Genomic DNA, 22542 nt, shown 5'->3' with positions numbered 1-22542 from the left:
GTTGGCCCCAGGACAGTCCTGGTGGGTAAAGGGGTAAGAGCAATCACTGTGCCAATTTATAACTTATTGATAGTTAAGGGTTTATAGCTATCGCATAAACAATAAGTGTTCATTCTGATGACATGTCTATACTGACATGTCAAAAACGTGAACATGGATACCCGCATGAGCTTGGCGTTCAGTGTGCAAGATCTCGATTACCTCACGGCTCTGGGCCCGGCGTCGCTGAACGAAGGCCCGGTGGCCACGTTGGAGCAGGCCTGGCGCGCGTGCCTGGCCGGTCATCTCGAACGCCCGGCCGAGGTGCGCCAGGTGATCTGGGAATCCTGGCGGCGCAGCGTCGACGCAGCCATCGACCCGGACGACAGCCACTACCGCTTCGTCGCCCCAGAGACCCTGGCGGCGACCCTCGCCAGCCACCGCGTGCTGATCGAAGCTGCGGCGCAAGTCATGCATGGCTTGCTGGCCTACAACCCGCGCGGCCATATCAACCTCACCGATGCCGACGGCACCACCTTGTATTTCTGCGGGCTGGACATCACCCCCATCGGCAGCCGTTTGCTGGAGTCGGTGCAGGGCACCAATTGCACCGGCCTGGCCCTGGCCGAAGACCGCCTGGTGTACGTGCTGGCCGAAGAAAACTTCGCCAGCGGCCTGCGCCAGCGCCGCATGCACTGCGCCGCCGCGCCGATCAAGAATGCCCAGGGCGAAACCGTGGCGATGCTGACACTGACTGCCGAACCCGGCTGGTTTCACTTCCACACCCTCGGCACCGTGCAGGCCGCCGCCGATGCGGTCTCGCGGCAAATGGCCCTGCAGGCTTTACTGGCAGAACAGCAAACCGTGCTCGAAGTCCTCAACGAAGGCCTGGTGGTGCTGGATGAGCGCGGCTGCATCAAGGCCCTCAACCGTTATGCCCGGCAGCTGTTTCGCGTCGGCCTGGAGCTGCTCGGCAGCCCGTTCCAGCAACTGGCCCGCAGCGAATTGAGCGACGCGTTGCTGCTGCGCAGCCGTGAGGCGGTGCGTGACCTCGACTGCACCTTCCACCTGCATGACCGCACGCAACTCGCCTGCCTGGTCTCGGTGTGCCCGCTGGAGCAGGGCGGGGTGATCGTGTCGCTGCGCGAAAACCGGCGGATTCGCGAGATCACCCGGCGCATCATCAGCACCCAGGCGCGCTACACCTTCGAGACCATCCAGGGCACGTCGAGGGCGATCCAGGACGCATTGCACCTGGGGCGCATCGCCAGTCGCAGTGAATCCACCACCTTGATCCTCGGTGAAAGCGGCACCGGCAAAGAGCTGTTCGCCCAGGCCATCCACAACGCCAGCGACCGCGCCAACGGCCCGTTTGTGGCGGTCAACTGCGGCGCAATCCCCCGCGACCTGGTGCAAAGCGAACTGTTCGGGCATGTCGAGGGCGCGTTCACCGGCTCGGCCCGAGGCGGCTCGGCGGGCAAGTTCGAACTGGCCGATGGCGGTACGATTTTCCTGGATGAAATCGGTGATATGTCCTTCGACGCCCAGGTGAGTTTGCTGCGCGTGTTGCAGGAGGGCGAAATCACCCGAGTCGGCGCGAAAAGCTCGCGGCCCGTGGACGTGCGCATCATCGCCGCGACCCACCGCAACCTCAGCCAGGCGGTGGCCGAGGGCGCCTTCCGCGAAGACCTCTATTACCGCCTCAACGTGCTCAACCTGACCGTGCCGCCCCTGCGCATGCGCCGCGAAGACATCCCGCTGCTGGCGCGGCACTTCCTTGCGCGCTGTGCCCGCTCGCTGCGTAAAGCGGTGCAGGGTTTTACCCCGCAGGCGCTGGAATTGTTAACCGCCTACGCCTGGCCGGGCAATGTGCGCGAGCTGGAAAATGCCATCGAACGGGCGACCAACCTGGCCACCAGCGAACTGATCCAGCCGAGCGATCTACCCCTGGACGCCAGGCCTCGCGCACCGGCGCCTGCTTACGAACCACAACCCGCCCAGGACCTGAGCAGCCATGAGATGCACGCGATCGTTGCGGCGCTTAGAAATACCGGCGGCAATATTCGCTTGGCCGCGCGACAACTTAACGTGTCGCGCGGCGGGCTGTACAACAAGATGAGCCGGTTTGGGCTGAGTGCCGGGGATTTTCGCGGCGGCTGAAGTGGTTCAAAAATGTGCGAGGGGCTTGCCCCCCGATGAGGGTGTGTCAGCCGATATATGTGTGACTGACACACCGCTATCGGGGGCAAGCCCCCTCCCACAATTGATCTCTATCGGTCAGGGGCATATGTTTTCTGATGTGACGATTTGCGGTGGTATATGTACTCGATGTCGCACTGGGTCAAAGCCTTCTGCCCGCTGCAATTCCACCAGCAACTCCACCAACGCCACCGCCGTCTGGCGCGGTTGCGAATCCATCACCACATCAATCAACCCCTGGGCCAGCGCCTGGCGCGACAGCTCGGTGGACTCCTGCAAAATGCAGCACAACGCCGGCCGCTTGGGCAGTTGCGCCAGGGCGCTGATCACGCCGTCGCCGCCGCCGCCGACCACGCACAGGCCGCGCAGGTCGGTGTGGCGGGTGAGCAGGTCGAGGGTGGCTTCTTCGGTGATATCGCAGTTGTCGAGGTTGATCAGCGGGTCCAGCGGTTTAAGCCCCGGCGCGTGTTCGGCGAGGTAGCTGTGCAGGCCTTCGACCCGCGCCTGATGGCCGAGGAAACGGTGGCCGCCGAGCAGAATCCCGACGCTGCCTTTGCGCGCGCCACAGGTGCGCGCCAGCAGCCAGCCCATGGTGCGCCCGACCACGTTGTTGTCCTGGCCCACATAGGGCTCGGCGGCTTGCTCATGAATATCCGACAGCAGGGCCACCACCGGCACCCCGGCCTCGCGGATTTGCGCGAGGGTGGCGTTGATCAGCGGATGGGCGAAGCTGACCACCGCCAGTGCGTCGCACTGCACGGCCAACTGCTCGATCTGCGCGACGATGGCGCTGGGCGTGCGGTCAACGATGTATTCGAATTGGCAGCTCAGGTTGGCCGTGGCGTGCTGCTGCGCGGCTGCGCTGATCGACTGCGCGAGGTTGGCGTAGAACGCCTGCGCCGTGCCCAGCAGCAAGATGCCGAAGCGGTAGGTGGGCCGGCGTTCACGTATGCGCTGGCCGATCAGCCGCGCGGCAAAGTAACCCACGGCTTCGGCGGCCTGGAACACCTGTTCGGCGGTATCCGGGTTGACCGGTGCGCGGGCGTTCAAAACCCGGTCGACGGTGGCCACGCTGAGGCCCGCATGGGCGGCCACGGTGGCGATGGTCGGGCGTTTATTATTGTTCATCACAAGCCCCTTGAAGCGTGTTGATAGAAAACTATCAAGCCCCGCTGGGCCTGGATGATAGCTTGATAGGGAATGGATTCAAGGCCTTGAGGGTGATTTAGCCGCGCTCTATCGTTGGTTTCGCAAAGCACCCGAAACTACCCGCTTGCGGAGAACAATAACAATGCCTGAACACACCGCTCATACCGCCCGGCGCGACTACAGCCTTACCGGCCCCGAAGCCGCGCGCGCCGCCGAAAAAGGCCTGGTCTCGGCCAACTGGTACCAGTCGCCGATTTCCCGTAAACGCATGAAAGAACTGATGCAGCGTCGCGACGGCCCGGCCTTGCTCGACACCGCCATCTGGGTGCTGGCCCTGCTCGCCACCGGCTTTGGCGGCGTTTGGTTCTGGGGCTCCTGGGCCTGCGTGCCGTTCTTCATCGCCTACGGCGTGCTCTACGGCACCGCGTCCAACCCGCGCTGGCACGAAACCGGCCACGGCACCGCGTTCAAGACCCGCTGGATGAATGACGCGCTGTACCAGGTCGCCAGCTTCATGTGCATCTTCGAACCCCACGTGTGGCGCTGGAGCCACGCCCGTCATCACACCGACACCATCGTGGTCGGCCGCGACCCGGAAATCGTCGAGCCGCGCCCGCCGAGCTTTTTGATGATGTGCCTCAGCGTGTTCAACCTGCCCCTGGCCTGGAAAACGTTCAGCGGCGTGGCGCGCCATGCCATCGGCAAAATGAGTGCCCAGGAAGCGGATTTCATCCCCGAATCCGAATGGCCCAAGGTGTTCCGCGCCGCACGCATCTGGGTCGGCATCTACGCGGTGATCATCGGCACCGCCTTGTACCTGCACAGCTGGTTGCCGCTGATGCTGGTGGGGCTGCCGAGCATCTATGGCGCCTGGCTCGGTTATGTGTTCGGCCTCACCCAGCATGTGGGCCTGGCTGAAGATGTGCTGGACCACCGCAGCAACTGCCGCACCATCTACATGAACCGCGTGTTGCGCTTTATCTACATGGACATGAACTACCACCTCGAACACCACATGTACCCAATGGTGCCGTACCACGCCCTGGCGCAGCTGCACGAAGAAATCCGCGGCGACTGCCCGCCGCCCTACGCCAATATTTTCGAGGCGTACAAGGAAATCTTGCCGACCATCTGGAAGCAGCGCAGCGACCCGTCTTATTTCGTCCAGCGCCCGATTCGCTCCCATGCAGAATCGGCTGCCAATGCCCCGCTGCATGCAGAACCCACTGCCGGCTGACCCCACTCCATAACAAGAGAAACCGCCATGAACGATCAATGGATCGACGTCTGCGCCGTGGGCGAAATAGACGAAGAAGATGTGTTGCGCTTCGACCACGGGCCCCACACCTACGCGGTGTACCGCTCGGCCGAGAATGAATTTTTCGCCACCGCCGGGCTGTGCACCCACGAAAAAATTCACCTCGCTGACGGCCTGGTGATGGACCACGTGATCGAGTGCCCCAAGCACAACGGGCGCTTTGATTACCGCTCCGGCAAAGCCCTGGGCGCGCCGGTGTGCGTCAACCTTAAAACCTACCCGGTACGGGTCGAAGCGGGGCGGGTTTTGCTCGCCGTCACGGCTTGATGATGAACCAGCCTCTGATCATCGTCGGCGCCGGCCATGCCGGTGGCCGTGCCGCACTGACCCTGCGCGAAGAAGGCTACGCCGGGCGATTGATCCTGATCGGTGACGAGCCGCACTTGCCCTACGAACGGCCGCCACTGTCCAAGGGTCTGTTGCAGGGCAGCATCGACCTGGCCGGCTGCAGCCTGTGCGACAGCGCACGGCTGGCCGAGCTGGGCATCGAACATATCGCCGGCAACCCGGTCAGCCAGCTGGACCCGGCGCAGCATCGCCTGCAATTGGCCGATGGCCAGTGGCTGGGCTATGCCGGTTTGCTGCTGGCCACCGGCGGCAGGGCGCGACGATTGCCCCAGGAGCAGGCGAATGTGCGGTACCTGCGCACCCACGATGAAGCCCTGGCGCTGAAAAGCGCATTACGCCCTGGCGCACGGCTGGTGGTGGTCGGCGGTGGGTTTATCGGCCTGGAAGTGGCGGCCACCGCGCGCAGCCTCGGCTGTGCGGTGACCTTGCTGGAAGCCGGGCCACGCCTGGCGGGCCGGGTGCTGCCGGCGGTCATCAGTGACGCGCTGCTGGCCCTGCACCGCGAGCAGGGCGTGGACGTGCGCTTGAACGCGGCGCTGGAATGCATCCACGCAGACGCCGTGCAGCTGATCGACGGCGAACGCTTGCCCTGCGACCTGGTGGTGGTTGGCATCGGCATGCAGCCCAACCTCGAACTGGCCCAGGCGGCGGGCTTGGACACCGGGCAGGGCATCCGCGTCGACGCGCAGTTGCGCACCAGCGTGGCGGATATTTTTGCCGCGGGGGATGTGTGCGAGTTTCGCCTCGGCGGTGTTTACCAGCGCCAGGAAACCTGGCGAAACGCCGAAGCCCAGGGCCGGCATGCAGCGTTGAACCTGCTGGGGCGCGAATTGCCCTTCGAGGCGCTCCCCGGTTTCTGGTCCGACCAATACGATTGGGGCGTGCAGACCGTCGGCGTGATCACCGCGCTGACCGTCAGCCGCGCCTTGCCCGGCGGCGGCCTGCTGCTGTTCTACCTCGATGCCGAACACCGCCTGCAAGGCGCCTGCGGCTGGGCGCCGGGCAACAGCGTGGCCAAGGACATCAAGCTCTGCGAACGGCTGATCAGCGCCGCCATCGCGCTGCCCAGCGCTAGCCTCGCCGACCCCGAGCTGTCCCTTAAACAACTGCTGCGAGGCTGATATGCGCGAATTCCTGGTGTTCCAATCCCTGTGGGCCATGCAAACCGAACCCGGCCCGCTTGAAGCACAGCTTGACCGAATTGCCGCCGCCGGCTTTGACGGCATCACCGACCATTACTGGAAACCGGCGGATGTGTCGCGGCTGCACGCGGCTGCCCATGCCCGCGGCTTGCAGATCGAAGGCCAGCTATTCCCACAGACGGTGGACGATCTGGCCGCCGCGCTGGATGTGATCAGCCGCTACGGCTGCCACCACCTCACCCTGCAAGCCGATGTACGCCCGCGCACCCAGGCCGAGGCGGCCAGGCTGGTCGAGGGTTGGCAACGGCTGGCCGAGCAGGTGGACTTCCCGGTGCTGCTGGAAACCCACCGTTATCGCCTCACCAATGACCTGCTGTTTACCCTCGATTTGCTGGCGCAGATGCCCGATCTGAAACTGCTGGCCGACCTGTCCCACTACGTGGTCGGCCGCGAGCTGCCCGAGCCCGGTGCCGCCGAGGACGACGAGCAGATCCGCACCATCCTGCGCCATAGCTGGGGCTTCCACGGCCGGGTGGCCAGCAGCGAGCAGGTGCAAGTCTCGCTGGCGTTCCCCCAGCACCAGGCCTGGATCGAACGCTTTACCGGCTGGTGGCGCTACGGCATCCAGGACTGGCTGGCCCGCGCCGACGCCACACAAAGCCTGTCGTTCACCTGCGAACTGGGCCCGCCGCCCTATGCGATCACTGGCCCAGATGGCCGCGAGATCAGTGATCGCTGGGCCGAAGCCTTGAAGCTGCAGGCACTGATCCGCAACGTGTGGCATGAGTTAAAGCACGCATAACAGTGGGCTTGTCAGGTCAGGAGCCCAGTGCTCACCGCCACAATCAGGAACACCCCCAGCAGCGCGCGGTAGATCACGAACGGCCAGGTGGAGAATCGCTCCAGAAACTTCATCAGGCCCCAGATCGCAAAAAATGCCGAGACGCTCGCCACCACCAGGCCAAACAACAGATGTGGCCAGGCGTGGGCGGGCAGGTCGGTGTGCAACAGCACCCACAGCTCCTTCAGGCCGGCGAGGGCGATGGCCGGCAGGCCCAGCAGGAATGAAAAACGTGCGGCCTCTTCGCGTTTGAAGTTGAGAAACAGCGCCGCCGTCAGCGTCGAGCCGGAACGCGATACGCCAGGAATCAACGCGCCGATCTGCGCAATGCCGACGATCAACGCATCGCGCAGGCGCATCTGGCCCATGGCCCGTGTATGCCGGGCGCGCAGCTCGGCAACGGCCAGCAACACCGCCATCACCACGCAGGCAATACCGATCACCATCAGGCCGCGCAACGGCGAGTTGCAGGTGTTCAAGGTCGAGGACAGGGCCAGGCCGGCGATGCAGATCGGGATCGTCGCCAGCACAATCGCCACCGCCAGCTTGAACCAGGGGTCGTTGTAGTCGCCCCGGCGCACCGCGCCGATGCTGCCCGTGGTCACTTGGCGTACATCGCGCCAGAAGTAACTGACCACCGCCGCCAGCGCCGCCAACTGCATCGCTGCGGAAAACGCCGAGCCGGGATCCTGCCAGCCGAGCAGGGCGGGTACCACACGCATGTGGGCGGTGGACGACACCGGCAACAGCTCGGTAATGCCCTGGATCACGCCCAGGATAAAAATCTGCAGGTAATCCAGGGAGGCGAAGCCCACATCCAGGCCGGCGGAACAGACGTTGGTCAAAGTGCATGTCCTTGAGGGAAAAGGCGGAGATGGGCGAAGTTTATTCGAAATGTTTCAAGGTTTCGGCCAGGGCAATCGCTATCTGCAATCCGTTCAGCGAGTAGAAAGGTTCAGCCTTCCATTGGCTTGCTCGGCACTTTTGTGAACAATGGCGCCCTGCGTTTTTCCACCGAGAGCCCCATGCCTGAAACCACCGTCGAATTGATCCAGACCGGCCCCGAAGACGCCGAGCTGATCCGCAATCTCTACCAGTACTACGCCTACGAGTCCTCGGACTGGGAACAGGAAGATGTCGAGGCGGACGGCCGTTTCTACATCCACGACGAGCACCTGAACCGCTACTGGCAAGACCCGCACTGGAGCGCCAACCTGCTGCTGGTCGACGGCTATATCGCCGGCTTCCTGCTGATTGAAGACAGCGAGCTGCCGGGCATCAATGCCCTGGAGCTGGCCGACCTGTTTATCCTCAAGCGCTACCGGCGCAAAGGCATCGGCCGCGCCATCGCCACGCAGGTGCTGTGCAGCGGCGAGGCCGATTGGCTGGTGCGTTTTTATGATCAGGACGAAGCGTCCCAGGCGTTCTGGCGCACCGTGCTGGATAACCTGCCGCGCCCGGTGCAGGCGCTGGAACTGGGCGACGATGCGCAGTTGGTGACTTACCGGATCACGCGAGTGGCGCTGCATTAAACGCCTGTTGCATGGCCTGGGGCGGCTGGCCGAACGCGCGCAGGAAGGCCTGGCGCATGCGCTCGCGGTCGCCGAAGCCGGTTTCGCGGGCCACCACTTCCACTGGGTGGCGGCTGGTTTCCATCATCGCCCGCGCGGCTTCCACCCTCAGTGACTCGATGGCCTTGGCCGGGGTTTGCCCGGTTTCCTCGCGAAACACCCGGCTGAACTGGCGCGGGCTGAGCCGGGCGACATCGGCCAAGGCTTCCACCGACAAATCATGGGTGAGGTTTTCGCGGGCGTAGGCCAGGGCCAGTTGCACGCGGTCGGACTTGGGGTCCAGCTCCAGCAGGGCCGACAGCTGCGACTGCTCGCTGCCACGACGCTGGGCAATCACCAGCTTGCGCGCAATGCGCCGGGCGAGGTCGCCGCCCAGGTCGTTCTCGACCATGGCCAGCGCCAGGTCGACCCCGGCGCTCATGCCGGCACCGGTCCACACCTGGCCGTCGACCACAAACAGTTTGTCTTCTTCCAGGCGGATGTGCGGGTAACGCTTGTGGAACGCCGGTGCGTGAATCCAGTGGGTGGTGGCGCGCTTGCCCTCCAGCAACCCGGCCTCTGCCAGCACGAAAATGCCCATGCACAACGAGGCGATCCGCCGCGACTGTACAGACGCGGCCTTGACCAGTTCCAGCAGGTTGGCCTCGGGCAGGCGGAATTCCAGGTAGCCGCTGACGATCAGCGTGTCATAGCCCTCGGGCCGAATCGGCGTGGTATTCACCGAGAAGCCCTGGGAGGTCATCACCGCGCCGCCGCTTTCCGACACCAGGTGAAACTCGTAGGCCGGCTCGCCCCGCAGCAGGTTCGCGCACTCGAACACCGAGCCCAGGCTGAGGCTCAGGGATTGGAAGTTCGGGTAAACCATCAGCGCAACGCTGTGCATCGCATGTCTCCAGGGGCGTAGGAGGGGGGATTGTCGGCGGCTGCCAGGAAAACGGCAACCGACTTTGCGCCATGTCCGGAATCCTTGCGGATATGACATTGTGGGGAGTTGCCCCGGCTCCTAACATTCACCCAACGAACTAGACGACTGGTCTAATCGGACGGAGTGAAGCATGAACAGTGAAACCAAAAGCGCGCGGCAGACCATCCTGGACACGGCGCAGATAATTGTCGGCCGTAAGGGGTTTTCTGCGGTGGGCCTGAACGAAATCCTGCAGGCCGCCGATGTGCCCAAAGGTTCGTTCTATCACTACTTCACCTCCAAAGATGCGTTTGGCGTGGTGTTGCTCGACAGCTACTTCGACCACTACGTGCACGGCATGGAGCAGCTGTTCAACCAGCCTGGGCTAACCCAGTGCGCCAAGTTGATGCGCTATTGGCAATGCTGGATCGACAACCAGACCGACTGCACCGACGCGGGCAAATGCCTTGCCGTCAAACTCGGCGCGGAGGTGTCAGACCTTTCAGAGCCGATGCGCCTGGCGCTGCAGCGCGGCACTTCACGCACCATCGCCTTGCTTGCCGTGGCCATGCAGCGCGGCATCGAAGACGGCTCGTTGATGTTGCAACACCCGCCGCGAGCCCTGGCGCAGCAGCTGTACGCCCTGTGGCTGGGCGCCAGCGTCATGAGCAAGATCACCCGAACACCGGCGCCTTTTGACGAGGCGCTGGCACTGACCCGACACCTGTTGGGCAGCCCTGAACACACTGACAATCACTGATCGAGGCACTGGAACATGAAAGTATTAATGGTACTCACCTCTCACGACCAGCTTGGCGACACCGGCCGCAAGACCGGCTTCTGGCTCGAAGAATTTGCGGCTCCCTATTACGCGTTCAAGGACGCCGGCGCCGAAGTGGTGCTGGCATCCCCGGCCGGCGGCCAGCCGCCGCTGGACCCGGTCAGTGACCTGCCGGACTTCCAGACCGAGCAAACCCACCGTTTCGCCGCCGACCCGGCTGCGCAGCAGGCCCTGGCCAGCACCGTGAAGCTGGACACGCTCAACGCCGATGCCTTCGACACCGTGTTCTACCCAGGCGGCCACGGCCCGCTGTGGGACCTGGCGGAGTCGCCGACCTCCATCGCGCTGATCGAAGCCTTCGAGCGCGCCGGCAAGCCGATCGGCTTTGTGTGCCATGCGCCGGGCGCCTTGCGCCACGTTAAAGCCGTCAACGGTGACCCGTTGATTAAAGGCCGCCGCGTGACCGGGTTCTCCAACTCGGAAGAAGCCGCCGTGGAGTTGACCGATGTGGTGCCGTTCCTGATTGAAGATGAATTCATCAAGTTGGGTGGCAAGTATGAGAAGGGCGCTGATTGGCAATCCTTCGTTATTGTCGATGGCTTGTTGGTCACCGGGCAAAACCCTGGCAGCTCCAGCGATGTGGCCAAGGCCCTGCTGAAACTCACCGCTTAAGTTAATTAAACCCGTTATTGGTTGGCGACTCGCAAGAGTCGCCAGCGTTTTTGCTCGTCCTGAATTTGGAGTTTCTACTATGACTGACAGTGTATTAAGTACCTCGGTAACACTGGGTCACCACACCTTGAACAACCGTATTGTGCTGCCGCCGTTGACCCGTCAACGCAGCGCGCAACCCGGTGATATCGCCACCGACTTGATGGCCGAGTATTACCGCCAGCGCGCGAGTGCCGGTTTCATGGTCAGCGAAGGCACGCAGATCGAGCCACGCGGCCAGGGCTATGCCTGGACGCCAGGCATCTACACCCCGGCGCAGATCGATGGCTGGCGCAAAGTCACTGATGCGGTGCATGCCGACGGCGGGGTGATCTTTGCCCAGCTGTGGCACGTGGGGCGTGTGTCCCATAACGCCTTGCAGCCGGACGGCGCAGTACCGGTCGCACCCTCGGCGCTACCGGCCTTGCAGGCCAAGGCGTTTATTCAGACCGGGCCGGGCGTGGGCGAACTGATGCAGCCGCCGGTGCCGCGCGCCTTGAGCACCGCCGAGGTCAAGCAATTGGTCGGGCAGTACGCCCAGGCGGCCCGCAATGCCCTGGATGCAGGGTTTGATGGGGTGGAGATTCACTCGGCCAACGGTTACCTGGTCAACCAGTTCATCTCGGCCCATTCCAACCAGCGCGACGACGAATACGGCGGCTCACTGGACAACCGCCTGCGCTTTCTGCGCGAAATCGTCGAAGCGGTGAGTGCCGTGGTCGGCCCGGAGCGACTTGGCGTGCGCTTTTCGCCGTTGTTCACTGGCACCGACCAGGACCGCGTGTACATCGGCCTGGTGGAAGAAGACCCGCATCACACCTACATCGAGGCGATCAAAGTGTTGGAAGCGGCGGGCATCGCCTACGTCTCCATCGCCGAAGCCGATTGGGACAACGCGCCCGACCTGCCCGAAACCTTCCGCCGCGCGGTGCGTGACACGTTCAGCGGGCGCATTATCTACGCCGGTCGCTACACCGCCGAGCGTGGTGCCCGGTTGGTAGACGCCGGGTTGGCAGACTTGATCGCATTCGGGCGGCCATTCATTGCCAACCCGGACCTGCCACAGCGCATCTTCAACGGCTGGCCGTTGAACCCGCTGCGGGTAGAGGGGATGTATGGCGGAGGAGAGGCGGGCTACACCGACTATCCAGCGCACAGGTAACCCATGTGGGAGGGGGCTTGCTCCCGATGGCGGTGTATCAGTCACAGCATCATGGACTGACCCACTGCTATCGGGGTCAAGCCCCCTCCCACATTTGATTTGTGGTGCCTGCAGATTACTCCACTCGCAACACAATCTTGCCGATGTGATCCCCGCCTTCCATTCGCGCATGGGCCTGGGCCGCGTCGGTGTATTCGTACACCTTGTCGATCATCGGCAGGCAACGCCCGGCGGCCAGCACCGGCCAGATGTACTCGCGCAGTTGCTCGGCAATCGCGGCTTTTTCTTCCTGGGTACGGGCGCGCAGCAGCGAGCCGGTGATCACCGCGCGTTTGCCGAGGATGGTCAACAGGTCGACGTCATTGGCCTTGGCGCCGCCAAGGAACCCCAGCATCACCAGGTGCCCGTCCATGGCCAGGGCCTTGAGGTTGTTGTTGAGGTACGAGCCCCCCATGATGTCGAGAATCACATCCACGCCGTGGCCGTCGGTCTGCTGGGCGATGACTTCGGCGAAGTCCTGCTCGCGATAATTGATCGGCTCGGCGCCCAGCCCGGCAATGGCTGCGCATTTGTCGGCGCTGCCGGCGGTGGCGAAAGCCTGGATGCCGAACTCGCGGCACAGCATCAGCGCGGTAGTGCCGATGCCGCTGGTGCCGCCGTGGATCAGCACGCGCTGGCCGGTGTGGGCGTCACCGAGGCCGAACAGGTTGGCCCATACGGTGAAAAAGGTTTCCGGCACGGCGGCCGCCTGAATCCAGTCCATGCCTTCGGGAATCGGCAAGGCCTGGCCGGCCGGTACGCTGCAAAATTGCGCATAGCCGCCGCCATTGGTCAGCGCGCAAACCCGGTCGCCGAGTTTGAACGCCGAGACACCATCGCCCAGCGCCGCCACTTCGCCCGCCACCTCCAGGCCCGGGTAGGGGCTCATGCCGGGTTTCATCGGGTACTTGCCGGCGCGCTGCAAGGCGTCGGGGCGGTTGACCCCGGCGGCGTGCACGCGAATCAGGATCTCGCCGGGGCCCGCCACCGGCACGTCGGCGCGGCGTGGTTGCAGCACTTCGGGGCCGCCGGGGGTGGTGATTTCGATCAGGGTCATTTCTTTAGGAAGCGTCATTTGAGATTACCTGCAACGATGAGCGTATGGGTTGGGACCCTAGCGAGTGGGCGGCGGTTCAGCAAGAGCATGCCGAGTTCCAGCGCCAGTGCGACCACAATAGCGCCAGCCGCAATCATGAACAGCACAGCATGCTGGCCGCCGCTGCTGTTGAACAGGGCCGAGTAGGCAAAGCCCGACAGCGCCTGGAAGGTGGCGAAGGACACGGTGGCGCGGCTCCACGCCACTTGTTGCTGATGATGGTTGGGCAGCAATTCATGCACCCGCGCCAGGGCCAGCGGCACGATGCCCGGCGGGAACGAACCGAGGATCACCGCCAGCACGGCGAGCGCGGTAAACGAACCGGCAAACGGCAGCAAACCAACGGCCATCGCTTGCACCACCAACACCAGGCGAATGCTCCAGCGTGCGCCGAGCTTGTCGGCCAGGAAACCATAAGTCACCGGCCCCACAATCGCCCCCAGGCCATACATCACCCAGATCATCGCGCCGACATGCGCGCCGTCTCCCAGGCCACGGGCCACGTAATCCACCAGGAACACCATGGCCGGCACCAGGCCCGCCGCCATAAACGCGTACTGGGCAAACAACAGGTACACACCGGCCGGAGTCGGCGACGCGCTGCCCGCTGGCGCCGCAGCCTCATGCACGCTGCCGGTAGGCCAGGCAAACCAACTGGCGGCGGTGAGCACCACGGCCAGCAGGCCGAGGCCGAACCAGGTCTGTTGCAGGCCAAGGCTCAACAACGGCGGCACCAGGGTGCCCGAGGCGGCAATGCCCAGGCCGATGCCGAGGAAGATCGCGCCGCTGGCCAGGCCACGGCGTTCCGCCGGCACATGGGGCAGCACGGTGGCGGCCACCAGCACCATGATCGCGCCACCGGCGATGCCCGACAGCAGGCGCCAGGCGAAGAACCACACCACCGACAACGGGAAACCACAGGCAAAAAACGCCAGCGTCACCGCCACCATCATGAAGCGCAGCGCAGTCTTGTTGGAGCTGCGTTGGGCGAGGGGCCGGCCGATCAGCGCGCCGATCAGGTAACCCACCAGGTTGGCGGCGCCGAGGTACACCACGTCGCTGGCGGAAAACCACTGCGCCTGGATCAAACTCGGGATCAACGGCGTGTAGGCAAAGCGCGCCAGGCCGATGCTGACCAGGCTGGCGCAAAGGCCGGCGAAGATGGGCAGCCAGACCGCGCTGCGTGTTTGAGTGTTTTGCATGATGGCTGTCCTGGGTATTTTTCTCTGGCGCCCAGCATATCCGCGATTGTTGATGCAATAATGCAGCGATTACACGGCGCTCTGATGCATATACGCAGCATAAGGAATCAACATGAATTGGGACGATGCACGGGTGTTCCTGGCGGTGTGCCGCGAGTCCACCCTGCGCGGTGCGGCACGGGTGCTGGGGGTGGACCAGGCCACCGTTGGCCGACGCGTCAATGCGCTGGAAAAATCCCTCGGTGCGACCTTGTTTCTGCGCACCTCCGAGGGCTACGCGCTGACCGCCGTGGGCGAAGCCGCGCTGCGTTCGGTGGAGAAAATGGAACGCTCGGCCCTCGACCTGGAGCGCCAGATCCAGGGCCTGGACGAGCGCCTCACCGGCATCGTGCGCGTCAGCACCACCGACTCCCTGGCCATCGATTTCATGATCCCGGCGATTGCCCGTCTGCATGAACAGCACCCCGACGTGCGCGTGCAGCTTGATGCATCCACGCAGTTCCTCAGCCTGGCCAAGCGTGAAACCGACATCGCCGTGCGCAACACCCGGCCCGACAACCCCGACCTGATCGCCCGGCGCATCGCGCGCTGGCCAGTGGGTTTGTTTGCCTCACGGGCCTACGTCGACCGCCATGGCATCCCCGAGCCCGGCAGCCTGTTTGAAGGCCACGACCTGGTGGTCTACCAGCCTTACCTGCAAACCCAGAAGGACATGACCCTGGTGTCCGAACCCTTGGGGCGCGGGCGGATTGTAGCTGCATTGAGTTCGAGCCTGCTGGTGCGCCGCTCCATCGCTGCCGGCATCGGCATTGGCGAAATCCCCATCTACACCGGCGAACGCGACGGCCTGGTGCGCCTGTGGCCGCAGCGCACGCGGCCACTGCCCTACGACGTGTGGCTGGTGACCCACGCCGACCTGCGCCACACCGCGCGGGTGCGGGTGGTGATCGATGAAATTGTCGCCGGGTTTGCCGGCACGGGGGAGTGAGGTCAGCACACGGTTGCAAGCGTGCGTACGTCCAAGGGAACAGACTCGCGGTTGGTGATTTTCTAAGGACGCAGGCAATTTATGAACGAATCAAGAAACCAGAACCTGGGGCTGCTGTTTCTGCGGGTCAGCGGGGCGCTGTTTTTGCTATGGGTGCACGGCTTGCCCAAATTGCTCAACTACAGCGAGCAGTTGAAGCTGATCGAAGACCCGTTCCACCTCGGTGCGCATGTCACCTTGCTGCTGGCGATTTTTGCCGAGGTGTTGTGCCCGCTGCTGATCATCACCGGGGTGTTGGTGCGTCTGGCATGCCTGCCGATCCTGGCGGTGCTGTTGATCGCGATGGTGGTGGTGCACCCGGAGTGGACGTTGTTTGAAGGGCAGTTCGGCTGGTTGCTGCTGATCATCTTCACCAGCGTGTTGATTGCCGGGCCGGGGCGCTTGAGCCTTGGCCAACGTTTCTCCTGAGCAAAAAAAAGGCCGGGCAAGCCCGGCCAAACAAGGAGAGGGGTGCTTCAGCTGCTTCAGCGGCTGAGGAACGCCAGCAGGTCTTCGTTCAAGGCCTGCGCATGGGTCACGGCAAAGCCGTGGGGCGCATCCTTGTAGACCTTGAGTTCAGCGCCCTTGATCATCTCGGCCGCGACTTTACCGGTGGTTTCGAACGGTACGATCTGGTCGCCATCGCCGTGGATCACCAGGGTTGGTACGTCGATCTTGGCCATGTCCGGGCGGAAGTCGGTTTCGTCGAATGCAGTTACGCAGTCGATGGTGGATTTGAGCGAGGCTTGCAGGGCAATTTGCAGGGTCTGCGTCAGCACGCCTGCGGAAACCACCTGGCGTTTATTGATGCCGAAGAATGGCGTGTTGAAGTCGGCGATAAATTGCGCACGGTCTTTCAACAGGCCCGCCTTGATGCCTTCAAACACTTCGGCAGGCACACCCTGCGGATAATCGGGTTTCTGACCCATGACCGGCGTGACCGCGCCCAGCAACACCAGGCCGGCAACCCGCGCGCTGCCGTGGCGGGCAATGTAGCGGGCCACGTCGCCGCCACCCATGGAGAAGCCCACCAGGGTCACGTCCTTGAGGTCCAGATGCTCGATCAACTGCGCGATGTCGTCGGCGAAGGTGTTGTAGTCATTGCCGGTCCAGGGTTGGTCCGAACGGCCAAAACCACGGCGGTCGAACGCGATGGTGCGGTAGCCGCGGCTGCTCAGGTATTCCATCTGGTATTCCCACATGTCGGCATCCAGCGGCCAGCCGTGGCTGAACAGCACGGGCTTGCCGCTGCCCCAATCCTTGAAGTAGATCTGGGTACCGTCTTTTGCAACAAATGTGCTCATGGAAAACTCCTGGGTGAGGGGGCAAAAAGACTCCAGCTCACTATTGCGCCAAACCGGACGAAGGGCTTGTACGGGTGTGCTCGGTTGAACGGTTCAGCGTCTATGCTGGTCCATTGACTTCTACCGTCAGATCACACAGGTGAACGAAATGGCCAAGACTTACAGCTACGCCGCCCAGAACGCCAAGGATTCCCTCAAGCCCTATACCTTCGAGCGCCGCGCGCCAGGGGCTGACGACGTACAGATCGATATCCTCTATTGCGGCGTCTGCCACTCCGACCTGCACACCGCACGCAACGAGTGGCACAACACCCTGTACCCCTCGGTGCCCGGCCACGAAATCGTCGGCCGTGTGACGGCAGTGGGCGGCAACGTGAAGAAATTCAAGGTCGGTGACCTGGCTGGCGTGGGTTGTATGGTCGACAGCTGCCAACACTGCCCATCCTGCGCCGAGGGCGAGGAGCAATACTGCGAGAACGGCTTTACCGGTACCTACAACGGCCCGGTGTTCGGCGGTGAAAACACCTTTGGCGGCTACTCGGACAGCATCGTGGTCAAGGAAAAATTCGTGCTGCGCATCTCCCACGACGATTCCAACCTGGCCGCCGTGGCGCCGTTGCTGTGCGCGGGCATCACCACCTACTCGCCGCTGCACCACTGGAAGGTTGGCCCTGGCAAAAAGGTCGGTGTGGTCGGGCTGGGTGGCCTGGGGCATATGGCGGTGAAGATCGCCCATGCCATGGGCGCACATGTGACGCTGTTCACCACCTCACCGAACAAGCGTGAAGACGGCCTGCGCCTGGGCGCCGACCAGGTGGTGGTGTCCAAGAACGCGGATGAAATGGCCAAGGTCGCCAACAGCCTGGACTTCATCCTCAACACCGTCGCTGCGCCGCACAACCTCGACGCCTTCCTCAACCTGCTCAAGCGCGACGGCACCATGACCCTGGTCGGCGCGCCCGACAGCCCGCATCCGTCGCCGGCGGTGTTCGGCTTGATCTTCAAGCGCCGCAGCCTGGCCGGCTCGTTGATCGGCGGCATTCAGGAAACCCAGGACATGCTCGACTTCTGCGCCAAGCACGGGATTGTCTCGGATGTGGAGATGATCGATATCCAGGGCATCAATGAAGCGTATGAGCGGATGCTCAAGGGTGATGTGAAGTACCGGTTTGTGATCGATATGGACAGTCTGAAAAAGGAAAGCCACGCAGCCTGAGTCCACATTCCCCAAAACACTGAGGGACCCTGTGGGAGGGGGCTTGCCCCCTCCCACATTTGCTCTCGGTTGTTCTTTAGGCCGAGAGATGCTCATAAAGAATCGTCGCACCCACCAGCATCAACACCACACCCCCCACCATCTCGGCACGCTTGCCCACCACCGTGCCCAGCACCCGGCCGAGCATCATGCCAAGGGTCACCATGGTCATGGTCGCCAGGCCAATGGCCGCCGAGGCCACCAGGATATTCACGTCGACAAACGCCAGGCCCACGCCCACCGCCAGCGCGTCGATGCTGGTGGCAAAAGCGGTAACGGCGAGGATCATGAAGGAATGCTGGGTCGGCTTTTCGGCTTCCTCATCGTCAGCCTTGAGCCCGTTCCAGATCATGTGCATACCCAGGGCGACCAGTAGGGTAAAGGCGATCCAGTGGTCCCAGTTTTCCACCCAGCGGGTGGCGGCATGGCCGATGGCCCAGCCGATCATCGGCGTGATGGCTTCGATCACGCCAAAAATCAGGCCCGCGCGCAGGGCTTGGGTCAGGCGTGGTTTATGCAGGCTGGAGCCTTTGCCGATGGCCGCCGCAAAGGCGTCGGTAGACATGGCCAAGGCCAGGAGAATCAGGGAAATAGGGTTCACGGTCAGGCTTCCAGTCGGGCTATGGGACACAACGACACCACCACACGCCCGACTTCAGGCATGGAGGTGTCGCTGGTCTCACCAACCAAACGGTGTTCGTACCACGGCAGGTTGCCGAATATGTTGATACGAACGCTTCTGCACGGGTCAGAAGCCGGTTACTCCCCAACGAGGAGGGCGATCATAGGTGGGCGCAGATGAAAATTTTGTCAAACCGCTCATGGCCGCTGCGGCTTCACCGACGTGCCGAAGGTATTGCCCATGCGCACGCTGGTGGCCGCCGGCGTGGCCAGGCCCACTTTGTTCGGCTGGCGTTTTTCCACGCCGAGGTTCTGCGCCTCGCGGTTTTTTTGCGCGGCCTTGGTTGCATTCGAGTCATTGCCCATCTGCTGGCTCAGGCAACCATAGTCGGGCGCCTTGTAGCCATCCACCGAGACTTCCGTGCAGTTGTCGGCATGGGCGGCGAAGGGCAGGGCGGCGCACAGCAACAGGCTGGCGAGGGTCGGTAGCAGCTTCATCGGAGCCTCCTGGCTGGCCCGGGGGAGAGGGGCCGTTAGGCTTTGAAGTCTAGTGCAGCGGGCCTCCCGTCACCGTGATGTTTTTTTTGCTATCACCGTAACATCAGGTTCATAAACTGGCCTCAGGATGACGGTTTTCTAGGGCGCGTCGGCCGTGCAGCGATGCAGAGCAGGGGGTGAACAGGGGGCCTGGCGGCGCGCCGTATGCGCCCTGGTCTTGCTGTTGCTGCTCAGCGCTGCCGGGGCGGTACGGGCGGAGTCAGCGCCGCTGGTGTTGAACCTGCCGGCGCAGGACCTGGAACACGCCCTGCAAGCCTATAGCCGCGCCACCGGCATGGCGGTGCTGGTCGACCGCGAGTTGACCCGAGGCCGGCGCTCCATCGGTGTGCGCGGGCGCTTTACGGCGCAAGAGGCACTGGCGATGTTGCTGACCGGGAGTGGCCTGATGGCGCGTTATGCACGCAGCGATGCGTTTACCTTGCAGACCCCCGAGGTCAGCCCGCCACCCGCTACTCGGGGCGCGGCGGCACGGCACGCGGCGCGCATCAACAACAGCTACGCCACGGCCTTGCAGCAGGCAATCGAAGCCAGCCTGTGCCGCTCGCCCCTGACCCGCCCCGGCAGTTTTCGCGCGCTGGTGCAGGTCTGGGTCAACCCATTGGGTGTGATCGAACACAGCCGGCTGGTCAGCTCCACCGGCGATGAACAACGCGATGAAGCACTGGTACGCAGCCTGGGCACGGCGCGGGTGGATCGCCCGGCGCCAAGCTCACTGCGCCAGCCGGTGACTTTACTTCTGATGCCCGACACCACAGGAATACGCATGGAATGCACAGCAGCAAAAGGAGCCTGGGGCGGATGAAAAATACCGGGCACAGTACGATGGTCAGCCTGTTCCTGGCCTCCTACGACGACTTCAAGGTGCGTTTGCGCAAGCGCCTGGGTTCGGAGGACCTGGCCAACGACGTCCTGCACGAAACCTACCTGCGGGTCGATCGCATGGACGTGCCGCCAAACCTGGCGCAACCCAACGCCTACCTCTACCGCATGGCCCTGAACATCGCCGCCGACCGTCGCCAGGCCGATGCGCGTTTGCTCACCGGCAGCGAAGTGGAAGAGTTGCTGCAAAGCGCCGACGAAGCCCAGGACCCCTCGCGGGTGGTGGGCGGCCAGAAAGAAATCCAGTCCCTGGTCAAGGCCCTCTACGAGCTGCCGGCACGCCGCCGAAAAATCCTGATTGCCGCGCGCCTGGAAGAGGCGCCGCACCTGGAAATCTCCCAGCGTTTCGGGATTTCCACGCGCATGGTCGAGAAGGAAATCAAGGCCGCCCTGGGCCACTGCGCCAAGCGCCTGGAAAGAAAAGTGATCCAGCGGTTCGGTCCCGGGGCCGGAAAACCGTCTTAATGTCGAGTCCCTGATAAATCCGTGAGTATGTGCGCGCTTGAACATTTTTAACCTCTCCACCGCCCGGCAAACCGCCGCCAGCCCCGTGCACGATGAGGCCCGCGACTGGCTGCTCCTGCTGACCTCGGGCCGTGCCACCGTTGCCGACGCCAAGGCCTTGCAGGCCTGGCGCGCGCAAAGTGCCGAACACGCCCAGGCGTTCGAGCAGGCCAAGGCGTTATGGCAGCAATTGGCGCCGGCTGCCGAGCAGGTGGCGCAGCCCCGTGCGTTTGGCCGGCGGGCTTTCCTCGGCGGCGCGATTGCAGCGTCGGCGGCCGTGGTGATGGTACGCGTGGGTGCCCCTGGCGGCTTTGCCGGCCTTACGGCGGACTATCGCACCGAAGTCGGCGAGCAGCGGCAAGTGCTGCTGAGCGAAGGGGTCAGCCTGGAACTCAATACTCAAACGCGCGTCAGCCGCGTGGGGCAGGGGATCGAACTGCTTGAAGGCGAAGTTGAAGTGCTTGCCCATGTTGTGCAACCGCTCAAGGTGTTGGCCGGCGCCGGCTGGGTGAGCGCTGGGGAGGCGCGGTTCAATCTGCGTAATACCGATAACAAGGTGTGCGTGACCTGCATCGAGGGCACGCTGTCGGTGGATGTCGCCGGGCGCAGTGTGCGGCTCGAGGGCGGGCGCCAGTTGACCTACAGCGCCGCTGGGGTGGGTGAACCGGTGGTGGTGGACACCCAGGCGGTGGTGGCCTGGCGTGAGCAGATCCTGGTCTTCAATAACGCCACGCTGGCAACCGTGGTGGATGAGATCAATCGCTATCGGCCGGGGATGCTGGTGTTGCTTAACAAGCAACTGGGGCAGCGGCGGGTGCAGGCGCGGTTCAGCTTGCAGCAGCTGGCGGGCGTGGCGTTGTTGATTCGGGATGCCTATGGGGCCAAGTGCACGGAGCTGCCGGGCGGGGTGGTTTTGTTGAGTTAGGCTTCGGTTTACGGTTACCCAGCGCTGCATGGATCGTCCCCGCTATTACCCCTCATGCGCGCGTCGCGTATGCAGTTCAGAGCTTCAGTGACAAGTCGGCGACTTCAATACGTTGAAGTCGCCTTTTGTGCTGTCCCAATCCAGCTAGATACATGATGTTTAATATAAATATAAACTTGTTGTTTTGAATGTTCTTTTACTTGGAGAAAAGTCCGTCTTTAATACTTCTTTTTAATGTAAGGCTAATCCCATGACGGTCAGCGTGGTTGTCACCTCAAGGGGAAAATTGTAGGACGTGTCTTCAAACTGCCGCTGAAAGCTCCCCATCGCAATGTAGAGGCTAGTAAGGATTATCTGAAATAGTTCATTGTGTTTTGGAAGGAAGTGAACGCCCCTTATGTTGTGGAAGCGCTTCATACCTCTAATTAAATGGGATTTACAGACGACGGCGGGTTGGCTGGTGAGCAGCGGGCCCGCCGGAGGGGAGCGTTATGGCGTCAAACAGTTTCCAAAACGAAGTGCCCAAGGCACGGGTTAATATCAAGCTCGACCTGCATACCGGCGGGGCTCAGAAAAAGGTCGAACTACCGCTCAAACTGATGGTGATCGGCGACTACAGCAACGGCAAAGAGCAGCGCCCGCTGTCTGAACGCGACAAGGTCGACATCAATAAAAACAACTTCGACAGCGTGCTGGGCGAGTTCTCGCCTAGCCTGAAGCTAGCCGTCAATAACACCTTGGCGGGTGACGCGTCGGATACATCGGTCGAGTTGAATTTCCAGAGCATTAAAGACTTTGCGCCCGAACAGGTGGCGCGGCAGATTCCGCAACTGCGCGCCTTGCTGGCCATGCGCAATCTGTTGCGTGATCTCAAATCGAACCTGCTGGATAACGTGACCTTCCGCCATGAGTTGGAGCGCATCCTCAAGGATGACGCGCTCAGTGACGAGTTACGCGCCGAGTTGGCTGCTTTGGCGCCTGAAGAGCAACGCTAATTCATATCGGTCGTATCAGAAGGGAAGTTTAA

24 protein-coding genes and 1 riboswitch are annotated in these 22542 nt (G+C 63.0%); of the genes, 16 read left to right on the top strand and 8 right to left on the bottom strand.

The window, feature by feature from the left end:
• The first annotated feature begins 165 nt into the window (after positions 1–165).
• On the top strand, positions 166–2139 hold the full coding sequence (locus AC0IYH_RS17935; protein ID WP_471835511.1) for a sigma-54 interaction domain-containing protein: 1974 nt from the start codon (positions 166–168) through the stop codon (positions 2137–2139).
• A gap of 117 nt (positions 2140–2256) precedes the next feature.
• Here AC0IYH_RS17935 and AC0IYH_RS17930 read toward each other — a convergent pair whose 3' ends face one another.
• Positions 2257–3306, bottom strand: a complete 1050-nt coding sequence (locus AC0IYH_RS17930; protein WP_471835509.1) for a LacI family DNA-binding transcriptional regulator — start codon at positions 3304–3306, stop codon at positions 2257–2259.
• Positions 3307–3469: 163 nt separating this feature from the next.
• Between AC0IYH_RS17930 and AC0IYH_RS17925 the strand changes: the two genes are divergently transcribed.
• Genes AC0IYH_RS17925 through AC0IYH_RS17910 form a run of 4 tightly spaced genes read left to right on the top strand, consistent with a single transcriptional unit; the run spans position 3470 to position 6937 of the window.
• On the top strand, positions 3470–4564 hold the full coding sequence (locus AC0IYH_RS17925; protein WP_471835507.1) for a fatty acid desaturase family protein: 1095 nt from the start codon (positions 3470–3472) through the stop codon (positions 4562–4564).
• A gap of 27 nt (positions 4565–4591) precedes the next feature.
• Positions 4592–4912, top strand: a complete 321-nt coding sequence (locus AC0IYH_RS17920) for a MocE family 2Fe-2S type ferredoxin (protein WP_017134582.1) — start codon at positions 4592–4594, stop codon at positions 4910–4912.
• Positions 4913–4914: 2 nt separating this feature from the next.
• A complete protein-coding gene (locus AC0IYH_RS17915; RefSeq protein ID WP_471835505.1) occupies positions 4915–6114 on the top strand; it encodes an NAD(P)/FAD-dependent oxidoreductase in 1200 nt (399 codons plus the stop codon).
• 1 nt (position 6115) lies between these two features.
• Positions 6116–6937, top strand: a complete 822-nt coding sequence (locus tag AC0IYH_RS17910) for a sugar phosphate isomerase/epimerase family protein (RefSeq protein ID WP_471835503.1) — start codon at positions 6116–6118, stop codon at positions 6935–6937.
• An 11-nt stretch (positions 6938–6948) separates the two neighbouring features.
• On the opposite strand, the gene AC0IYH_RS17905 is transcribed toward AC0IYH_RS17910, so the two are convergent.
• A complete protein-coding gene (locus AC0IYH_RS17905; protein ID WP_116630143.1) occupies positions 6949–7821 on the bottom strand; it encodes an undecaprenyl-diphosphate phosphatase in 873 nt (290 codons plus the stop codon).
• Between the two features lie 180 nt (positions 7822–8001).
• On the opposite strand from AC0IYH_RS17905, the gene AC0IYH_RS17900 reads away from it, so the two are divergent.
• Positions 8002–8508: a GNAT family N-acetyltransferase gene (locus AC0IYH_RS17900; protein WP_116630171.1), complete on the top strand. Its 507-nt coding sequence runs from the start codon at positions 8002–8004 to the stop codon at positions 8506–8508.
• Here the strand turns inward: AC0IYH_RS17900 and AC0IYH_RS17895 are convergent.
• Positions 8486–9430: a GlxA family transcriptional regulator gene (locus tag AC0IYH_RS17895; RefSeq protein ID WP_122772702.1), complete on the bottom strand. Its 945-nt coding sequence runs from the start codon at positions 9428–9430 to the stop codon at positions 8486–8488. The genes AC0IYH_RS17900 and AC0IYH_RS17895 overlap by 23 nt on opposite strands.
• 172 nt (positions 9431–9602) lie before the next feature.
• Between AC0IYH_RS17895 and AC0IYH_RS17890 the strand changes: the two genes are divergently transcribed.
• The 3 genes from AC0IYH_RS17890 (at position 9603) to AC0IYH_RS17880 (ending at position 12105) form a co-directional block, all read left to right on the top strand.
• Positions 9603–10211 carry a TetR/AcrR family transcriptional regulator gene (locus AC0IYH_RS17890; protein WP_471835501.1) on the top strand — a complete coding sequence of 203 codons (609 nt, stop codon included), beginning with the start codon at positions 9603–9605 and terminating at the stop codon, positions 10209–10211.
• 15 nt (positions 10212–10226) lie between these two features.
• The gene (locus AC0IYH_RS17885) at positions 10227–10904 is read left to right on the top strand and encodes a type 1 glutamine amidotransferase domain-containing protein (RefSeq protein WP_116630146.1); all 678 of its coding nucleotides are present in this window, start codon (positions 10227–10229) and stop codon (positions 10902–10904) included.
• 79 nt (positions 10905–10983) lie between these two features.
• On the top strand, positions 10984–12105 hold the full coding sequence (locus AC0IYH_RS17880) for an alkene reductase (RefSeq protein WP_122772704.1): 1122 nt from the start codon (positions 10984–10986) through the stop codon (positions 12103–12105).
• A gap of 115 nt (positions 12106–12220) precedes the next feature.
• Here the strand turns inward: AC0IYH_RS17880 and AC0IYH_RS17875 are convergent, their stop codons facing one another.
• Both AC0IYH_RS17875 and AC0IYH_RS17870 read right to left on the bottom strand, forming a co-directional pair.
• A complete protein-coding gene (locus AC0IYH_RS17875; protein WP_122772705.1) occupies positions 12221–13219 on the bottom strand; it encodes an NAD(P)H-quinone oxidoreductase in 999 nt (332 codons plus the stop codon).
• Complete coding sequence (locus AC0IYH_RS17870) at positions 13216–14442, bottom strand: YbfB/YjiJ family MFS transporter (RefSeq protein ID WP_471835498.1); 1227 nt, start codon at positions 14440–14442, stop codon at positions 13216–13218. The genes AC0IYH_RS17875 and AC0IYH_RS17870 overlap by 4 nt, the downstream gene beginning before the upstream one ends.
• 112 nt (positions 14443–14554) lie before the next feature.
• Between AC0IYH_RS17870 and AC0IYH_RS17865 the strand changes: the two genes are divergently transcribed.
• Positions 14555–15430 (top strand): LysR family transcriptional regulator, encoded by an 876-nt coding sequence (locus tag AC0IYH_RS17865; RefSeq protein WP_122772707.1) that lies wholly within the window; start codon positions 14555–14557, stop codon positions 15428–15430.
• Positions 15431–15511: 81 nt separating this feature from the next.
• The gene (locus AC0IYH_RS17860) at positions 15512–15898 is read left to right on the top strand and encodes a DoxX family protein (RefSeq protein WP_116630151.1); all 387 of its coding nucleotides are present in this window, start codon (positions 15512–15514) and stop codon (positions 15896–15898) included.
• 56 nt (positions 15899–15954) lie between these two features.
• On the opposite strand, the gene AC0IYH_RS17855 is transcribed toward AC0IYH_RS17860, so the two are convergent.
• Positions 15955–16773 (bottom strand): alpha/beta fold hydrolase, encoded by an 819-nt coding sequence (locus AC0IYH_RS17855; protein ID WP_471835496.1) that lies wholly within the window; start codon positions 16771–16773, stop codon positions 15955–15957.
• A 148-nt stretch (positions 16774–16921) separates the two neighbouring features.
• Between AC0IYH_RS17855 and AC0IYH_RS17850 the strand changes: the two genes are divergently transcribed.
• Positions 16922–17989, top strand: coding sequence for an NAD(P)-dependent alcohol dehydrogenase (locus AC0IYH_RS17850; protein WP_116630153.1), 1068 nt, complete (start codon positions 16922–16924; stop codon positions 17987–17989).
• A 76-nt stretch (positions 17990–18065) separates the two neighbouring features.
• On the opposite strand, the gene mntP is transcribed toward AC0IYH_RS17850, so the two are convergent.
• Positions 18066–18629: a manganese efflux pump MntP gene (gene mntP / locus AC0IYH_RS17845; protein ID WP_471835494.1), complete on the bottom strand. Its 564-nt coding sequence runs from the start codon at positions 18627–18629 to the stop codon at positions 18066–18068.
• Between the two features lie 10 nt (positions 18630–18639).
• Positions 18640–18808, bottom strand: a riboswitch (yybP-ykoY riboswitch).
• 39 nt (positions 18809–18847) lie between these two features.
• Positions 18848–19147: a hypothetical protein gene (locus AC0IYH_RS17840; protein WP_116630155.1), complete on the bottom strand. Its 300-nt coding sequence runs from the start codon at positions 19145–19147 to the stop codon at positions 18848–18850.
• Positions 19148–19370: 223 nt separating this feature from the next.
• Here AC0IYH_RS17840 and AC0IYH_RS17835 point away from each other — a divergent pair, with 223 nt between their 5' ends.
• From AC0IYH_RS17835 to tssB, 4 genes are all read left to right on the top strand, one after another.
• Positions 19371–20009, top strand: a complete 639-nt coding sequence (locus tag AC0IYH_RS17835; RefSeq protein ID WP_471835492.1) for a secretin and TonB N-terminal domain-containing protein — start codon at positions 19371–19373, stop codon at positions 20007–20009.
• Positions 20006–20551: an RNA polymerase sigma factor gene (locus AC0IYH_RS17830; protein WP_122772712.1), complete on the top strand. Its 546-nt coding sequence runs from the start codon at positions 20006–20008 to the stop codon at positions 20549–20551. The genes AC0IYH_RS17835 and AC0IYH_RS17830 overlap by 4 nt, the downstream gene beginning before the upstream one ends.
• 37 nt (positions 20552–20588) lie before the next feature.
• The gene (locus AC0IYH_RS17825; RefSeq protein ID WP_471835490.1) at positions 20589–21515 is read left to right on the top strand and encodes a FecR family protein; all 927 of its coding nucleotides are present in this window, start codon (positions 20589–20591) and stop codon (positions 21513–21515) included.
• Between the two features lie 491 nt (positions 21516–22006).
• Positions 22007–22510 carry a type VI secretion system contractile sheath small subunit gene (gene tssB / locus AC0IYH_RS17820; RefSeq protein ID WP_471835488.1) on the top strand — a complete coding sequence of 168 codons (504 nt, stop codon included), beginning with the start codon at positions 22007–22009 and terminating at the stop codon, positions 22508–22510.
• Positions 22511–22542 lie beyond the last annotated feature (32 nt).

The sequence above is a fragment of the Pseudomonas sp. AC463 genome, from assembly GCF_979253585.1.
Note: the sequence above shows the minus strand (reverse complement) of the source record. Positions and strands in the feature narration are given on the sequence as shown.

Excerpts from the sequence above, each read along its gene's own strand:
- AC0IYH_RS17935 (WP_471835511.1), top strand. The coding sequence starts at position 166 with ATGAGCTTGGCGTTCAGTGTGCAAGATCTCGATTACCTCACGGCTCTG.
- AC0IYH_RS17930 (WP_471835509.1), bottom strand. The coding sequence starts at position 3,306 with ATGAACAATAATAAACGCCCGACCATCGCCACCGTGGCCGCCCATGCG.
- AC0IYH_RS17925 (WP_471835507.1), top strand. The coding sequence starts at position 3,470 with ATGCCTGAACACACCGCTCATACCGCCCGGCGCGACTACAGCCTTACC.
- AC0IYH_RS17920 (WP_017134582.1), top strand. The coding sequence starts at position 4,592 with ATGAACGATCAATGGATCGACGTCTGCGCCGTGGGCGAAATAGACGAA.
- AC0IYH_RS17915 (WP_471835505.1), top strand. The coding sequence starts at position 4,915 with ATGAACCAGCCTCTGATCATCGTCGGCGCCGGCCATGCCGGTGGCCGT.
- AC0IYH_RS17910 (WP_471835503.1), top strand. The coding sequence starts at position 6,116 with ATGCGCGAATTCCTGGTGTTCCAATCCCTGTGGGCCATGCAAACCGAA.
- AC0IYH_RS17900 (WP_116630171.1), top strand. The coding sequence starts at position 8,002 with ATGCCTGAAACCACCGTCGAATTGATCCAGACCGGCCCCGAAGACGCC.
- AC0IYH_RS17895 (WP_122772702.1), bottom strand. The coding sequence starts at position 9,430 with ATGCACAGCGTTGCGCTGATGGTTTACCCGAACTTCCAATCCCTGAGC.
- AC0IYH_RS17890 (WP_471835501.1), top strand. The coding sequence starts at position 9,603 with ATGAACAGTGAAACCAAAAGCGCGCGGCAGACCATCCTGGACACGGCG.
- AC0IYH_RS17885 (WP_116630146.1), top strand. The coding sequence starts at position 10,227 with ATGAAAGTATTAATGGTACTCACCTCTCACGACCAGCTTGGCGACACC.
- AC0IYH_RS17880 (WP_122772704.1), top strand. The coding sequence starts at position 10,984 with ATGACTGACAGTGTATTAAGTACCTCGGTAACACTGGGTCACCACACC.
- AC0IYH_RS17875 (WP_122772705.1), bottom strand. The coding sequence starts at position 13,219 with ATGACGCTTCCTAAAGAAATGACCCTGATCGAAATCACCACCCCCGGC.
- AC0IYH_RS17870 (WP_471835498.1), bottom strand. The coding sequence starts at position 14,442 with ATGCAAAACACTCAAACACGCAGCGCGGTCTGGCTGCCCATCTTCGCC.
- AC0IYH_RS17865 (WP_122772707.1), top strand. The coding sequence starts at position 14,555 with ATGAATTGGGACGATGCACGGGTGTTCCTGGCGGTGTGCCGCGAGTCC.
- AC0IYH_RS17860 (WP_116630151.1), top strand. The coding sequence starts at position 15,512 with ATGAACGAATCAAGAAACCAGAACCTGGGGCTGCTGTTTCTGCGGGTC.
- AC0IYH_RS17855 (WP_471835496.1), bottom strand. The coding sequence starts at position 16,773 with ATGAGCACATTTGTTGCAAAAGACGGTACCCAGATCTACTTCAAGGAT.
- AC0IYH_RS17850 (WP_116630153.1), top strand. The coding sequence starts at position 16,922 with ATGGCCAAGACTTACAGCTACGCCGCCCAGAACGCCAAGGATTCCCTC.
- AC0IYH_RS17840 (WP_116630155.1), bottom strand. The coding sequence starts at position 19,147 with ATGAAGCTGCTACCGACCCTCGCCAGCCTGTTGCTGTGCGCCGCCCTG.
- AC0IYH_RS17830 (WP_122772712.1), top strand. The coding sequence starts at position 20,006 with ATGAAAAATACCGGGCACAGTACGATGGTCAGCCTGTTCCTGGCCTCC.
- tssB (WP_471835488.1), top strand. The coding sequence starts at position 22,007 with ATGGCGTCAAACAGTTTCCAAAACGAAGTGCCCAAGGCACGGGTTAAT.